Annotated in this window: 14 protein-coding genes; 6 read left to right on the forward strand and 8 right to left on the reverse strand. The window is 69.9% G+C overall.

Features of this window, described 5'->3' with window-relative positions:
- Nucleotides 1–8 precede the first annotated feature (8 nt).
- Nucleotides 9–2,078, reverse strand: coding sequence for an excinuclease ABC subunit UvrB (gene uvrB / locus QZL85_RS11890; RefSeq protein WP_295576945.1), 2,070 nt, complete (start codon nt 2,076–2,078; stop codon nt 9–11).
- A gap of 90 nt (nt 2,079–2,168) precedes the next feature.
- On the opposite strand from uvrB, the gene QZL85_RS11895 reads away from it, so the two are divergent.
- Nucleotides 2,169–2,768: a DUF4126 domain-containing protein gene (locus QZL85_RS11895; RefSeq protein WP_295576948.1), complete on the forward strand. Its 600-nt coding sequence runs from the start codon at nt 2,169–2,171 to the stop codon at nt 2,766–2,768.
- On the opposite strand, the gene coaE is transcribed toward QZL85_RS11895, so the two are convergent.
- Complete coding sequence (gene coaE, locus QZL85_RS11900) at nt 2,735–3,364, reverse strand: dephospho-CoA kinase (RefSeq protein ID WP_295576951.1); 630 nt, start codon at nt 3,362–3,364, stop codon at nt 2,735–2,737. The genes QZL85_RS11895 and coaE overlap by 34 nt on opposite strands.
- A gap of 149 nt (nt 3,365–3,513) precedes the next feature.
- Here coaE and QZL85_RS11905 point away from each other — a divergent pair, with 149 nt between their 5' ends.
- On the forward strand, nt 3,514–3,915 hold the full coding sequence (locus QZL85_RS11905) for a response regulator transcription factor (protein WP_295576954.1): 402 nt from the start codon (nt 3,514–3,516) through the stop codon (nt 3,913–3,915).
- Here QZL85_RS11905 and QZL85_RS11910 read toward each other — a convergent pair.
- The 3 genes from QZL85_RS11910 to rpsA all read right to left on the reverse strand — a co-directional run bounded on the left by QZL85_RS11910 (nt 3,893) and on the right by rpsA (nt 8,277).
- Nucleotides 3,893–5,062, reverse strand: a complete 1,170-nt coding sequence (locus QZL85_RS11910) for a hypothetical protein (protein ID WP_295576956.1) — start codon at nt 5,060–5,062, stop codon at nt 3,893–3,895. The genes QZL85_RS11905 and QZL85_RS11910 overlap by 23 nt on opposite strands.
- Nucleotides 5,062–6,705, reverse strand: coding sequence for an ATP-binding protein (locus tag QZL85_RS11915; RefSeq protein ID WP_295576957.1), 1,644 nt, complete (start codon nt 6,703–6,705; stop codon nt 5,062–5,064). Before QZL85_RS11915 ends, QZL85_RS11910 begins: the two co-directional genes overlap by 1 nt.
- A gap of 111 nt (nt 6,706–6,816) precedes the next feature.
- The gene (gene rpsA / locus QZL85_RS11920) at nt 6,817–8,277 is read right to left on the reverse strand and encodes a 30S ribosomal protein S1 (RefSeq protein ID WP_295576959.1); all 1,461 of its coding nucleotides are present in this window, start codon (nt 8,275–8,277) and stop codon (nt 6,817–6,819) included.
- Between the two features lie 223 nt (nt 8,278–8,500).
- Here rpsA and QZL85_RS11925 point away from each other — a divergent pair, with 223 nt between their 5' ends.
- Nucleotides 8,501–8,722, forward strand: coding sequence for a DUF1653 domain-containing protein (locus QZL85_RS11925; RefSeq protein ID WP_295576961.1), 222 nt, complete (start codon nt 8,501–8,503; stop codon nt 8,720–8,722).
- Here the strand turns inward: QZL85_RS11925 and QZL85_RS15195 are convergent.
- A complete protein-coding gene (locus tag QZL85_RS15195; RefSeq protein WP_366208653.1) occupies nt 8,719–9,444 on the reverse strand; it encodes a YchJ family metal-binding protein in 726 nt (241 codons plus the stop codon). The genes QZL85_RS11925 and QZL85_RS15195 overlap by 4 nt on opposite strands.
- A 77-nt stretch (nt 9,445–9,521) precedes the next feature.
- Between QZL85_RS15195 and QZL85_RS11935 the strand changes: the two genes are divergently transcribed.
- The 3 genes from QZL85_RS11935 to QZL85_RS11945 all read left to right on the forward strand — a co-directional run bounded on the left by QZL85_RS11935 (nt 9,522) and on the right by QZL85_RS11945 (nt 11,767).
- Nucleotides 9,522–10,055: a hypothetical protein gene (locus QZL85_RS11935; RefSeq protein ID WP_295576966.1), complete on the forward strand. Its 534-nt coding sequence runs from the start codon at nt 9,522–9,524 to the stop codon at nt 10,053–10,055.
- 71 nt (nt 10,056–10,126) lie between these two features.
- Nucleotides 10,127–10,816, forward strand: a complete 690-nt coding sequence (locus QZL85_RS11940) for a hypothetical protein (protein ID WP_295576967.1) — start codon at nt 10,127–10,129, stop codon at nt 10,814–10,816.
- Nucleotides 10,817–10,849: 33 nt separating this feature from the next.
- Nucleotides 10,850–11,767: a 5'-3' exonuclease gene (locus QZL85_RS11945; protein ID WP_295576969.1), complete on the forward strand. Its 918-nt coding sequence runs from the start codon at nt 10,850–10,852 to the stop codon at nt 11,765–11,767.
- A gap of 25 nt (nt 11,768–11,792) precedes the next feature.
- Here the strand turns inward: QZL85_RS11945 and QZL85_RS11950 are convergent, their stop codons facing one another.
- Together QZL85_RS11950 and QZL85_RS11955 are read right to left on the reverse strand one after the other, a co-directional pair.
- Nucleotides 11,793–12,785, reverse strand: a complete 993-nt coding sequence (locus tag QZL85_RS11950) for a PHP domain-containing protein (protein WP_295576971.1) — start codon at nt 12,783–12,785, stop codon at nt 11,793–11,795.
- A gap of 36 nt (nt 12,786–12,821) precedes the next feature.
- A complete protein-coding gene (locus tag QZL85_RS11955) occupies nt 12,822–13,316 on the reverse strand; it encodes an aromatic ring-opening dioxygenase LigA (protein WP_295576972.1) in 495 nt (164 codons plus the stop codon).
- Nucleotides 13,317–13,347 lie beyond the last annotated feature (31 nt).

The raw sequence follows: 13,347 nt of genomic DNA on the forward strand, positions 1-13,347 counted from the left end.
GGCTGCGGTCAGGCGTGCCCGGCGCGCTCCATGGCGCGCAGCTCCTTCTTGAGGTCCTGCACCTCGTCGCGCAGGCGCGCCGCGAGCTCGAACTTCAGCTCCGCCGCGGCGGCCAGCATCTGATTGGACAGATCGCCGATCGTCGCCTCGAGCTGGTTCGCGCCCTCGGCGGCGATCCCCTCGCGGCGCAGCTGCGGCGTCGGCGACTTGCCCTTGCCGGACTTGTTCTTCCGGGAGAGGAGCTCGGCCGTGTCCGATGCCTCGCGGGCCAGGACGTCGGTGATGTCGGCGATCTTCTTCCGCAGCGGCTGCGGGTCGATCCCGTTGGCGAGGTTGTAGGCGACCTGCTTCTCCCGGCGACGGTCGGTCTCATCGATCGCCTTGCGCATCGAGTCCGTCATGTTGTCGGCGTACATGTGCACCTCGCCGGACACGTTGCGCGCCGCGCGCCCGATCGTCTGGATCAGCGAGGTCCCGGAGCGGAGGAACCCCTCCTTGTCCGCATCGAGGATGGCGACGAGCGACACCTCCGGGAGGTCGAGGCCCTCCCGCAGCAGGTTGATGCCGACGAGCACGTCGTAGACGCCGGAGCGCAGCTCGGTGAGCAGCTCGACGCGGCGGAGCGTGTCGACGTCGGAATGGAGATACCGGACGCGCACGCCGTGCTCGCCGAGGAAGTCGGTGAGCTCCTCCGCCATCTTCTTCGTCAGGGTCGTCACGAGCACGCGCTCGTCGCGCTCGACGCGGATCCGGATCTCCTCGAGCAGGTCGTCGATCTGGCCCTTCGAGGGCTTCACGACGATCTCCGGGTCGATGAGACCTGTCGGCCGGATGATCTGCTCGACGACGCCGTCGGCGATGCCCATCTCGTAGCGGCCGGGGGTCGCAGAGAGATACACGGTCTGACCGATGCGGTTCTTGAACTCGTCGAAGCGGAGCGGACGGTTGTCCAGCGCGCTCGGCAGCCGGAAGCCGTGCTCGACGAGCGTGCGCTTGCGCGAGGCATCCCCCTCGTACATCGCCCCGATCTGCGGGACGGTGACGTGCGACTCGTCGATGACCATGAGGAAGTCGTCCGGGAAGAAGTCGAGCAGCGTGTGCGGCGGTTCCCCCGGCATCCGCCCGTCCAGGTGTCGCGAGTAGTTCTCGATGCCCGAGCAGAACCCCAGCTGCTGCAGCATCTCGAGGTCGAACGTCGTCCGCATGCGGAGGCGCTGCGCCTCGAGGAGCTTGCCCTGCCCGTCGAGCTCCTTGAGGCGCTCCTCCAGCTCGTGCTCGATCGTCCCGATGGCGCGCTGCACCGTCTCGGTGCCGGCGACGTAGTGGGATGCCGGGAAGATGGGCACGCTGTCGAGCTTCTGCACGATGTCGCCGGTGAGCGGATGCAGCATGTACAGCGCCTCGATCTCGTCGCCGAAGAGCTCGATGCGCACGGCGTACTCCTCGTACACCGGGATGATCTCGATCGTGTCGCCGCGGACGCGGAAGTTGCCGCGCGAGAAGTCGACGTCGTTGCGGTTGTACTGCATCGCGATGAACTTGCGGATGAGGGCGTCCCGGTCGTACCGCTCCCCCACCTGGAGGGCCACCATGGCGCGCAGGTACTCCTCCGGCGCCCCGAGACCGTAGATGCAGGAGACGGTGCTCACCACGACGACGTCGCGGCGGCTCAGCAGCGAGTTCGTCGTCGAGTGCCGCAGCCGTTCGACCTCGGCGTTGACCGAGGAGTCCTTCTCGATGAAGGTGTCCGTCTGCGGGACGTACGCCTCGGGCTGGTAGTAGTCGTAATAGCTCACGAAGTACTCGACCGCGTTGTGCGGCATCAGGTCGCGGAACTCGTTCGCGAGCTGGGCCGCGAGCGTCTTGTTGTGCGCGAGGACGAGCGTGGGCCGCTGCACCTGCTCGATGAGCCAGGCCGTCGTCGCCGACTTGCCGGTTCCGGTGGCGCCGAGGAGCACGACGTCGGTCTCGCCCGCGTTGATGCGCGCCGCGAGCTGCGCGATCGCCTGCGGCTGGTCGCCGCTGGGCACGTATTCGCTCACGACCTCGAAAGGGCGCACGGATCTCGTGGTCTGCATCCATCCAGCGTAGGCGGGGCCTGCGACAGTGGGGCGGGTGTTCGCGGTCAGCGACCGGTCCACGCGGCACCGGCCGCGTACGCTGGGGGCGTGCTGGAGTTCCTCGTCGGGTCGGGCCTCGCCGCCGCGGCCGGCCTCAACGCCTGGATGCCGCTGTTCCTGCTCGGGATCGTGGACCGGTTCGTCGCGGGTGTCGACCTCCCGGCCGGGTGGTCGTGGCTCTCCAGCGATGTCGCCCTGTGGATCACCGGTGTGCTCCTGGTCGTGGAGATCGTCGCCGACAAGATCCCCGCGGTCGACTCGGTCAACGATGTCCTGCAGACGGCCATCCGCCCCGCCGCCGGCGGCATCGTCTTCGGAGCGGGTTCCAGCGCCGAGACGCTCCGGGTCGAGGACCCCTCGACGCTGTTCGCCGACAACGGCTGGATCCCGATCGTCGTCGGTGTCGCGATCGCCCTCGCGGTGCACCTCGTGAAGGCGACCGTGCGCCCCGTCGCCAACGCGGCGACCCTGGGTCTCGCTGCGCCCGCCCTCTCGACCGCCGAGGACGTCTCCTCGCTCGCCCTCGCCGCCTCGGCGATCTTCGCGCCGGTGATCGCCGGCGTGCTGCTGATCGGGCTCGTCGTGGGGGCCGTGCTCCTGCTGCGCCGACGGCGTCAGAGAGGGCGCGCGTCCGTTCCGGGCGCCTGACCGGGGCGCAGGCGCTCCCACAGCGCGTCGGTCTGCGCGAGGGTGTCCTCCAGCGTCCCCGACGTGTCGATGACGACGTCCGCGACCGCCAGCCGGGCATCGTCGTCGACCTGCGCGGCGATCCGTGCGGCGGCGTCCGCCTCCGTCAGGCCGCGGAGCTCGACGAGCCGCCGGCGGCGGAGGTCGGCCGGCGCGTGGGCCACGACGATGAGCTCCCACGGGTCGTCGACGCGCGCCTCGACGAGCAGCGGCACGTCGTACACGACCACGGCGCCGGGATCGGAGGCGAGCGCGTCGGCGAACCGGCGCGCGGAATCGCGCCGCACCGCAGGGTGCACGATCGCGTTGAGCCGCGCGAGTGCCGCGGTGTCGCCGAACACCCGCGCGCCGAGGGCGGCGCGGTCGAGCGAGCCGTCCGGACGGATGACGGCCGCGCCGAACTCGTCGGCGATCGCGTCGAGGACGGGCGAGCCGGGCGCCTGGACCTCACGGACGATCTGGTCGGCATCCACGATCACGGCACCGTGCTCGGCGAGACGGCGGGCGATGGTGGACTTCCCGGATGCGATTCCGCCGGTGAGCGCGACGAGGGCCATGCCCTCATCGTGCCATGCGCGCGCGTCGCTCGATCCGAGGCCTCCATGTCCACACGTGGCATGCCTGGAGCCACCGACGGCCGACGTGGGATAACATCGCCCACGACTCCACTTCCCCCGGTTCCTGTGGAGTCCTGGAGGATGAGAACGTGGAGAAGCGCGTCGCAGTCGTCGTCGAAGACGACGCGGACATCCGCTCTCTGCTCGCAGAGGTCCTCGGCAGCGGCGGATTCGCCGTGCACGCCGCGAGCACCGGCGAGGAGGGCGTGGCTCTCGTCGAGGAGTTCGACCCCGTCGTCACGACGCTCGATGTCAGCATGCCCGGCATGGACGGCTTCGAGACCGCGAAGCGCATCCGCGCCGTCAGCTCGACCTACATCGTCATGGTCAGCGCGCGTTCGGAGCAGATCGACGCCCTCCGCGGTATGCGCGCCGGCGCGGACGACTACGTGACCAAGCCGTTCCGTCCCCGCGAGCTGCGGGCGCGGATCGAGGCGATGCTGGAGCGTCCGCGCGTGACCGACGAGGCTAGCGGGCAGCAGACGGCGTGACGTCGTCGACGTCCACGACGTCGGTCCCGGTCTCCCCCGCCGTGGCGCGGGCCACGGCGATGAGGTCTTCGGTCGTGATGCCGCGCCGTGACGAGATGGCCGTCCCCACGGTGACGATCGGGAGGACGCTGAGGCGCGCTTCGCGGACGCCGTCGAAGACGGCGTCGCGGACCGAGGTGGCGACGTGCCGGGCCTCGGACGGCGACGACGGGAGGAGCGCGACGGCGAGCCCGCCGTTGCCGTCCTCGCCGACGAACGACTGGGTGGGGGCCGCGCGGCGGGTGGCCTGACGCCACGCCGTCGCGACCGATTCGGCCTCGCCGCGCCCGAACGCCGTCGTGATCTGCGGCAGATCGTCGACCCGGACGGAGACGACCCCGACGGTCTCGCCCCGCACGCCCGCCCGCACGACGAGCTCGCCGAACAGCCGGGCGAAGGAGTCGGCGCGCAGGACGCCGTCGTCGGTGCGCTGGAGATCGGAGGTGACGCTCACGCCGCGGACACCCGCCAGTCCCGCGCGGAGGATCGAGGTCGTCAAGAGCGCGACGATCGTGAGCACGACCGTGACGAGACTCGTGGACTCCGTGCTGAACCAGGTGCGGAACAGGGCGCTCTCGGTGCCCTGCGTCACGAACACGATCGTGCGGGCGACGTAGTAGAGGCTCTCCGCCGCGAGGACGACCGCGAGGCCGATCGCGTTGCGATTGCGCCGCATCTCGCCGCTGAACGACTCGCCCGCCCCGAGACCGGCGAACGCGGCGATGAGGATGAACATCACGAACGCCCCCGCCCAGTCGCCGCGGGCGACATCGATGAGCGCGGCCGCGAAGGTCGCCACGGCACCGGCGGCCACGGCGCAGGCAGCGATCAGGATGCCGCGCTCGTTGAAGCGACGGCATCCCACCCACATGCACCCCGCGGAGCTGACGAAGGCGGCATTGCCGAGGGCCGTCGGCCAGATGGAGCTCGGGTCGAGCGCCCAGATCATGTAGGCGACCGAGGTCAGCATCCCGGCGAGGAAGCTGAGCGCCCAGATGCGGCCGACCGTCTCGTCCTTGCGGAGGAAGGTCTCGAGCAGGAACAGCGTGCCGGCCACGAGGACCACGACCGCCGTCATGACCGAGACCGTGAAGACGTCGAGTCCCATCAGGCGCTCCTTCTTCTCTTGCGCAGCGGGATGCGGACGGTGAACGTGCTGCCCTCGCCCTCCGCGCTGCGCACGGTGATGTCGCCGCCCTGCTTGCGGACGATTTCCTGGCTGATCGCGAGCCCCAGGCCGCTGCCGTGCGTCGAGGTGTTGCGGACGGCATCGGCACGGTAGAACCGGTCGAACAGCATCGGGAGCTCGTCCGCCGGGATGCCGGGACCGTCGTCGCCGACGACGATCCAGCCGTCGTCGATGTCGGCCGTGAGGCTCACGTGGATGCTGCCGCCGTCGCGGTGGTACTTGACGGCGTTGCTCAGCAGGTTGTCCACGACCTGACGGATGCGGACCGGATCGACCCATGCGGAGACCTGCTCGACCGCGGTGGTGTCGATCGTGAGGCCGCGGGCGCGCGCCTGCGCCTGGATCCCCTCCACGGCGGCGTGGAGGATGGCGGTCAGGTCGGTCTCCTCGCGGTGGAAGGACAGCGCGACACCGCCGCGGGCGTCGGCCGAGGCGGCGAGGATGTCGGCGACGATCGTGAGCAGCCGGTTCGCGTTGCGCTCGACGACCTCGAGGCTCGACCGTGTGGAGTCCGGCAGGTCGTCGGTGTCCAGCGCCAGGTCGAGGTAGCCGAGGATCGACGTCAGCGGGGTCCGCAGTTCGTGCGAAACCGATGCGATGAGGTCTTCGCGGGCGCGCAGCGCCGTCACCTCGGCGGTGACGTCGCGGGACACGACGAGGGCGCCCTCGCTGGACTCGCTCGTCCCGCGCAGGCGTCGCGCCGTCACGCTCAGGGCGCGGCGCCGCGTGCCGGGGGCGCCGTACCAGATCAGTTCGGACTCGAACGTCTCGCCCTGCCGCGCCCGGGCGATGGGCTCATCGTCCTCCTCGAGCGGAGTGGAGCCGTCGGCCCCGTAGAGCTTGCGCGCGGATGCCGGATCGCCGCCCGCGACGCCCTGCAGACGGGCGTGGGCGTCGTTGGCGACGGGTGTCGTGCCGTCGGCGTCGATGCGGACGACGCCGAAGTCGACGGCATCCAGCACCTCCGTGACGAGGACCTCCTGGCGTCGTACGCGATCCAGCGTGCGCTTGAGCGCCTCGCCCTGCTTGCTGAGGAGGAGGCGCTGCGCACCCGAGCGGCGCGATGTGAGGTAGCCGGCGAAGGCGATGGCGGCGATGGCGAGCGGCAGAAGGACCATGGAGGGCCGGAAGTCCGGGCTCGGCACCACGACCCCGGAGATCCAGAACGCGGCGCTGACGAAGGCGATGCCGAGGATCGTGCCGAACAGCCCGAAGGAGGAGGCGAGCCACAGCGCCGGGAACACCCAGAGCAGCGCGAACCCCGAGCTGGGGCTCGACATCTCGAGCAGCGCGATCGCGGCGATGTCGATCGCGGGCAGGATCGTGATGGCGATCGTGGGAAGTCTGTTCCACGGCACCGCGACCGCGACGCCCGTGGCCAGGAAGACCACCACGACGCCCGCGATAAGCAGGTTGACGTCGACGATCGCATTGCTGAGCGCCATCACGACCGTCGCGACGAGAGCGACGAGCCCCATCAGGAGCTGGTTGATGCCGGTCACGCGCTCGCGCGTGCGGTCATCTGCGCCTGCACCCGGGGTCCACGGTGCGCGAGCGGTCATGCATCGACGCTATCGCGGTCCGGCGCCCATCCGCGCCAGCGTCGCCGAGGATGCCGAAAGGGCCGGAACCCGAAGGTTCCGGCCCTTTCTGTGCTCAGGGACGAGCGTGGATCAACGACCCGAGAGCTTCTCGCGGAGAGCCGCGAGAGCCTCGTCGTCGGCGAGGGTGCCACCGGCGCTGCTGTCCGAGGAGAACGAGCTCGAGCTGGAGCTCGACGCGGACTCGGCCGGAGCGGCGGCCTCGGCCTCGAGGGCCTTGGCGACGGCAGCCTTGTGCGCCTCCCAGCGACCCTGGGCAGCGGCGTACTCCTGCTCCCACTTCTCGCGCTGGGCGTCGAAGCCCTCGAGCCACGCGTTGGTCTCGGGGTCGAAGCCCTCGGGGTACTTGTACTCGCCGTTCTCGTCGTACTCCGTGACCATGCCGTACAGGGCCGGGTCGAACTCGGTGCCGAACGGGTCGACGGACTCGTTGGCCTGCTTGAGCGACAGCGAGATGCGGCGACGCTCGAGGTCGATGTCGATGATCTTGACGAAGACCTCTTCGCCGACCGACACGACCTGCTCGGCGAGCTCGACGTGCTTGCCGGAGAGCTCCGAGATGTGCACGAGGCCCTCGATGCCGTCCGCGACGCGCACGAACGCACCGAACGGAACGAGCTTGGTGACCTTGCCCGGTGCGACCTGACCGATCGCGTGGGTGCGGGCGAAGACCTGCCACGGGTCCTCCTGCGTCGCCTTGAGCGACAGGGAGACGCGCTCGCGGTCCAGGTCGACCTCGAGGATCTCGACGGTGACTTCCTGGCCCACCTCGACGACCTCGGAGGCGTGCTCGATGTGCTTCCAGGACAGCTCGGAGACGTGCACGAGGCCGTCCACGCCGCCCAGGTCGACGAAGGCGCCGAAGTTGACGATCGACGACACGACACCCTTGCGGACCTGACCCTTGTGCAGGTTGTTCAGGAACGTGGTGCGCGACTCGGACTGCGTCTGCTCGAGCAGGGCGCGGCGCGAGAGCACGACGTTGTTGCGGTTCTTGTCCAGCTCGAGGATCTTGGCCTCGATCTCCTGGCCGAGGTACGGCGTGAGGTCGCGGACACGGCGCAGCTCGATGAGCGAAGCCGGGAGGAAGCCACGGAGGCCGATGTCGACGATGAGGCCGCCCTTGACGACCTCGATGACCGAACCGGTGACGACGCCGTCGTTCTCCTTGATCTTCTCGACGTCTCCCCAGGCACGCTCGTACTGTGCGCGCTTCTTGGAGAGGATGAGGCGGCCTTCCTTGTCCTCCTTCTGGAGAACGAGGGCTTCGACCTCGTCGCCGACCTTGACGACCTCGTTGGGGTCGACGTCGTGCTTGATGGAAAGCTCACGCGAGGGGATGACACCCTCGGTCTTGTAGCCGACGTCGAGGAGGACCTCGTCGCGGTCGATCTTCACGACGGTGCCTTCGATGAGGTCTCCGTCGTTGAAGAACTTCAGGGTCTTTTCGACCGCGGCCAGGAAGTCCTCAGCAGATCCGATGTCGTTGATGGCGACCTGCTTGATGGCCGGGGCGGTCGTTGCGGTAGTCATGTAGTGGGTTGTCCTTGTTGGGTTGGGGTGTCGGGCTTCACGCTGTCAGCGACATCCGACGTGCAAGAGCGATCGGATGCCTCGAGCCGAAGCGGTTGGAGTTTGATTGCGATGTCAACAGAGCATGGCGAAACAGCCACACGAGTGACAGTCCAGGGTACCAGAATCCGGGCCCGTCCATCGGGAGGGGCGACGGTCGTGGCGCGCTCATTACGCTGACACCGTGGATGAACTGCAGCCGGGCGTGTACCGCCATTTCAAAGGCGCCCGTTACGAGGTCATCGCCCTGGCGCGGCACAGCGAGACCGAGGAGACCATGGTCCTCTACCGCCCGCTCGTCGGAGACCCGGCGCTGTGGGTGCGGCCGCTCGCCATGTGGAACGAGCATGTGAGCCGCGACGACTACCGGGGGCCGCGCTTCGTGCGCGAGGACGCGTCGGTCTAGCGCTCGACGACCTCGGACTCGTCGACCTCGCCGTCGAGATACCACCAGCGCTCGCGCTCGAAGACGAACCGGCTCGTCTCCTGCAGGATGCCGCGGGCGCCGTCGGGGCCGACCCAGTGGGCGCGGAACTCGACGAGGCCGCGCGTGTCCGTCGCCTGCCCGGCCTCCGTACGACGGATCTCGAGGCTCTCCCAGCGCGTCGCGTCGTCGAGGCTGAGATCCGTGGGCCGGGTGGACGGATGCCACGTCGCCGCGAGGTGGTCGACGTCGCCGAGCGCGAACGCCGTGTAGCGCGACCGCATGAGCGCCTCCGCCGTCGCGGCGGGGGTGCCGGCGAGGACGGGTCCGCAGCAGTCGCCGAAGGCGGCGCGCCCGCAGGGGCATGTCGACGCCGCCCGTGGCCGGCGGCCTCGGCGTGACGCAGCTGCTCCGAACGACATGGCGCACCTCCCCCACCGACGGTAGTCGAGGCGACGGGTGATGCATCGGCGCCGTTGGTCGTTCGCCCTTGACCCGCGCCGAAGTGCGGGTGGCGAGGCGCCGCACCCGCATTTCGGCGCGGATGAATCATCGGCCCGCCGTTGACCCGTGCCAAGGTGCGGGTCCCGAGGCGCCGCACCCGCATTTCGGCGCGGATGAACGCTGAGGGGGCGGTGTCCGCCCGGGCGACGAGTGCGCCGTGCGCCGACTTCCCGTCGACATCCGCAGCGTGTCCTCCCCATCGGCCGGTTCGTGCATGGCGCAACCGCGGCTGTGGAGAACCCTCGAACGCGTCAGCGGAGGTGGCTAACGTGGGCACATGTTCGTCCGAAGTCGCCGAATGGCGGGCGTGTGGGCCATCGCGGTCCTCGCGCTTGCGCTGACGACCGGGTGCATGCCTGAGCCGGAGCCGACTCCGTCGCCGACGGGTTTCGCGTCCGAGGAGGAGGCGTTCGCCGCCGCCGAGGAGACGTACCGCGCATACGTGGACGCGCTCAACCAGGTCGATCTCTCGGATCCAGAGACTTTCGAGCCCGTGTACGCGCTGACAACTGGCGAAGCATTGAATACCGAGAAGACCTCCCTCACTTCGATGCACGCGAACGATTGGACCGTCTCGGGGAACACGCTGGTGGGCGGCCTCTTCGTCGGCGGCACGCGAAACTCGCCCACTGCGGTGGTCTGTCTTGATGTAACGGAAGTGGAAGTTAGGGACGCAGAGGGCGTCTCTCAAGTGGCGCCGGAGCGACGAGACCGATACGCACTAGACGTCCGGTTCACCGCTGGCGGTCATTCACCGACGGGCCTGCTGATCGAGCAGAGTAGAGCCGTAGAGGACGAGCGATGCGAATAGTTCCCTCCGCGTTGCTGACCCTCCTGCTCGCGTTCGCTGCTACGGCTCCCGCATACGCTGCAGGAGGCTGTGTGGGGTCCTCCACCTGGACCAACTGCGATGTCACCAACACCGGCACCTCCGTCGAGATCGGGGCATCGCACGACACGCCGGGCCGCGGAGGCGGCGGCGGGGGCGATCAGGGCGTCACCGAACCTCCTTCTGGCGGAGACGGCGGCGGCGGCACTGTCCCGGAGTGCACCGGCCTGTGCCGGGGCAACTACGAGGTCGAGCTCATCCGTGACGTGACGCTCAGCGACCTCGCGTCGTTCGCGCCGGATGCCCCGCCGCTCACGGGCCAGCCGGCGGGCGTCGCGATCGTGGGGATGCCGGCGAACTTCGTCGTCGACGCCCACGCACACACGGTCACCGGCGAGCTCTTCGACCTGCCGGTCCGCGTCCGGTTCACGCCGGCCTCGTATCTCTTCGTGCACGGCGACGGCAGCGCGCGCGAAGCGTCGACCGGCGGGCAGACGTGGGAGGAGCTCGGGCAGGCGCAGCTCAGCGCGACGGCGACCAGTCACGCCTACGGGTCCCGCGGCACGTTCACGGCGCGCGCCGCCGTCCGCTACGCCGCAGCCGTCGACTTCGGCAACGGATGGGCGCCCGTCCCCGGCGTCCTGGAGCTGTCGACCGGTGGCTACACGGTCGATGTCCTCGAAGTGCGCACGGCGCTCGTCGACCGCACCTGCATCGAAGACCCCGGCGGCCCCGGGTGCTGACGGGGTGTCGTCCTCGCGTGTCAGGATGAGGCCGTGACCGACCGCCTCATGCTGCTCGACACCGCGAGCCTCTACTTCCGCGCGTTCTACGGCGTCCCCGACACCGTCAAGGCGCCCGACGGCCGCCCCGTCAACGCGGCGCGCGGCCTGCTCGACATGATCGCGAAGCTCGTCACCACCTACGAGCCGACCCACCTCATCGCGTGCTGGGACGACGACTGGCGGCCGCAGTGGCGCGTCGACCTCATCCCCAGCTACAAGACGCACCGCGTCGCCGTGGTGGTGGAGGGGGCACCCGACATCGAGGTCGTCCCCGACCCACTGGAGATCCAGATCCCGGTGATCCGTGAAGCGCTGTCGACGTTCGGCATCCCGATCATCGGACGGGCCGACCACGAGGCCGACGACATCATCGGCAGCCTCGCGACGCAATCGTCCCTCGCCGTCGATGTGGTCACCGGCGACCGCGACCTCTTCCAGCTCGTCGACGACGAGACGGACGTCCGGGTCATCTACACCGGGCGCGGGATGAGCAACCTCGAAGTGCTCACCGACGCGACCGTCGTCGCGAAGTACGGCATCCTGCCTGCGCAGTATGCGGACTTCGCCGCGCTGCGAGGCGACCCCTCCGACGGCCTTCCCGGAGTCCCGGGCATCGGCGAGAAGACCGGCGCGAGCCTCCTCGCGGCCCACGGCGACCTCGCCGGCATCATCGCCGCGGCTCACGCCGGAACGGGGCTGACGGCCGGCATCCGCGCGAAGATCCTCGCCGCCGACGACTATCTCGCCGTCGCGCCCGCCGTCGTGCAGGTCGTGCGCGACCTCGACCTCGGCGACGTCGACGGGCGCATCGCGGACCCCGACGACGCGACGGTCGCGGCGCTCGCCGCGAAGTGGGCGCTGGGTTCCTCGGCGACGCGCGCGCAGACCGCCCTCGCCGCACGCGCCTGACGCGCCTGACGCTCCTGACGCCGCGTCAATCGCGCGCGGTCCACTCCCGCAGACGCTCGAGCGACCACGTCGTGACGATGCGCTCGGCCGGAACGCCGGCCGCCTCCGCCCGCGCAGCCCCGTAGTCGATCAGGGACAGCTGTCCGGGCGCATGCGCGTCGGAGTCGATGGAGAACAGGCACCCCTCGGCGAGAGCGATCGCGATCAGCTCGTCCGGCGGGTCCTCGCGTTCCGGACGCGAGTTGATCTCGACCGCGACCCCGTGCGCCGCGCATGCGGCGAACACGGCCTGCGGGTCGAAGGTCGACGGCGGACGCTCGCCCCGCGATCCCCGGATCAGTCGCCCCGTGACGTGCCCGAGGACATCGACCCGCGGGTCGGACACGGCCGCGACGAGGCGCCTCGTCATCGGGTGGTGCTCCATCCGCAGCTTCGAGTGCGCGGAGGCGACGACGACGTCCAGCTCGTCGAGAAGGCCCTCCTCCTGATCGAGGGCGCCGTCGTCCAGGATGTCGACCTCGATGCCCGTGAGGAGCGTGAAGCCGTCGCCCCGGAAGCCCGCGACCACCTCGAGCTGCGCGCGGAGACGCTCCGGGGACAGTCCCCGCGCCACGGTGAGCCGAGGCGAGTGGTCCGTGAGGGCGAGGTACTCGTGGCCGAGGGCGCGGGCCGCGTCGACCATGAGGTCGATGGGCGTCAACCCGTCCGACCACTCCGAGTGGCTGTGCAGGTCGCCGCGCAGCAGCGCCCGCAGGCGGGACGTCTCGGTCGGTTCGTTGCGTGCGCGGAGTTCCGCGAGATAATCCGGGACCCCGCCGGCGAGCGCCTGCTGGATCACCGCGAACGTCGAGTCGCCGATGCCCTTGCGACGCCGCAGCGCCGCCGAATCCCTCAGGTCGGCGTCGCCGAGACCCGCGATCGCGTCGGACGCGGCGCGGAACGCCTTCGACTTGTAGCGCGAAGACCGCTCACGCTCCAGGAGCGTGGCGATCTCGTTCAGCGCATCGACCGGGTGCACAGGCGGAGAGGGCCCGCTCGCGCGGGCCCTGCCGGCTCAGGCCGTCGCGACCGTCGATCGACGGACGACGACGGGGATCGACGCGAGGCGATGGATCGCCCAGCCGAAGAGGATCGACAAGACGCCGATGCCCATGGCGAAGGCGGCCACGCCGAACGACACGACGGACGTGAACAGCGACGCGCGGAGGAACGACGCGTTCATCATGGTCGCGCGCACCGGGTCTTCGCGGTCGAGCTCGGCGTACGTCTTGCCGCCGGATGCCTCGAGCGCGTGGTGCTGGATGATGTCGGCCTGCACGAATGCCGTGAAGGGGCCGGCGACCGTCTGGCCCTGGAAGGCCATCGCGTCGTCGGGGACGACGATGTTCTCGGCGCGGAGCTGGCTGGAGACCATCACCCAGACGACGATGCCGACGATGATGAGGGCGAGGCCACCGAGGATGCCGAGGATGCCGACGACCTTGACGAGGCCGGCCTTCTTCTCGGGCGACTCGATCGTGTCGGCGGTGCCGACCGCTGCTTCTGACATGGGGTTCCTCTCGGGAGACCGGGTGTTGCGA

Source organism: uncultured Microbacterium sp. (assembly GCF_900078385.1).
GTDB lineage: Bacteria > Actinomycetota > Actinomycetes > Actinomycetales > Microbacteriaceae > Microbacterium.

Bases quoted from the DNA above. Each gene is read 5' to 3' on its own strand.
- uvrB (WP_295576945.1), bottom strand. From the start codon at position 2,078: ATGCAGACCACGAGATCCGTGCGCCCTTTCGAGGTCGTGAGCGAATAC.
- coaE (WP_295576951.1), bottom strand. From the start codon at position 3,364: ATGGCCCTCGTCGCGCTCACCGGCGGAATCGCATCCGGGAAGTCCACC.
- QZL85_RS11910 (WP_295576956.1), bottom strand. From the start codon at position 5,062: ATGGGACTCGACGTCTTCACGGTCTCGGTCATGACGGCGGTCGTGGTC.
- QZL85_RS11915 (WP_295576957.1), bottom strand. From the start codon at position 6,705: ATGACCGCTCGCGCACCGTGGACCCCGGGTGCAGGCGCAGATGACCGC.
- rpsA (WP_295576959.1), bottom strand. From the start codon at position 8,277: ATGACTACCGCAACGACCGCCCCGGCCATCAAGCAGGTCGCCATCAAC.
- QZL85_RS15195 (WP_366208653.1), bottom strand. From the start codon at position 9,444: ATGGGGAGGACACGCTGCGGATGTCGACGGGAAGTCGGCGCACGGCGC.
- QZL85_RS11935 (WP_295576966.1), top strand. From the start codon at position 9,522: ATGTTCGTCCGAAGTCGCCGAATGGCGGGCGTGTGGGCCATCGCGGTC.
- QZL85_RS11955 (WP_295576972.1), bottom strand. From the start codon at position 13,316: ATGTCAGAAGCAGCGGTCGGCACCGCCGACACGATCGAGTCGCCCGAG.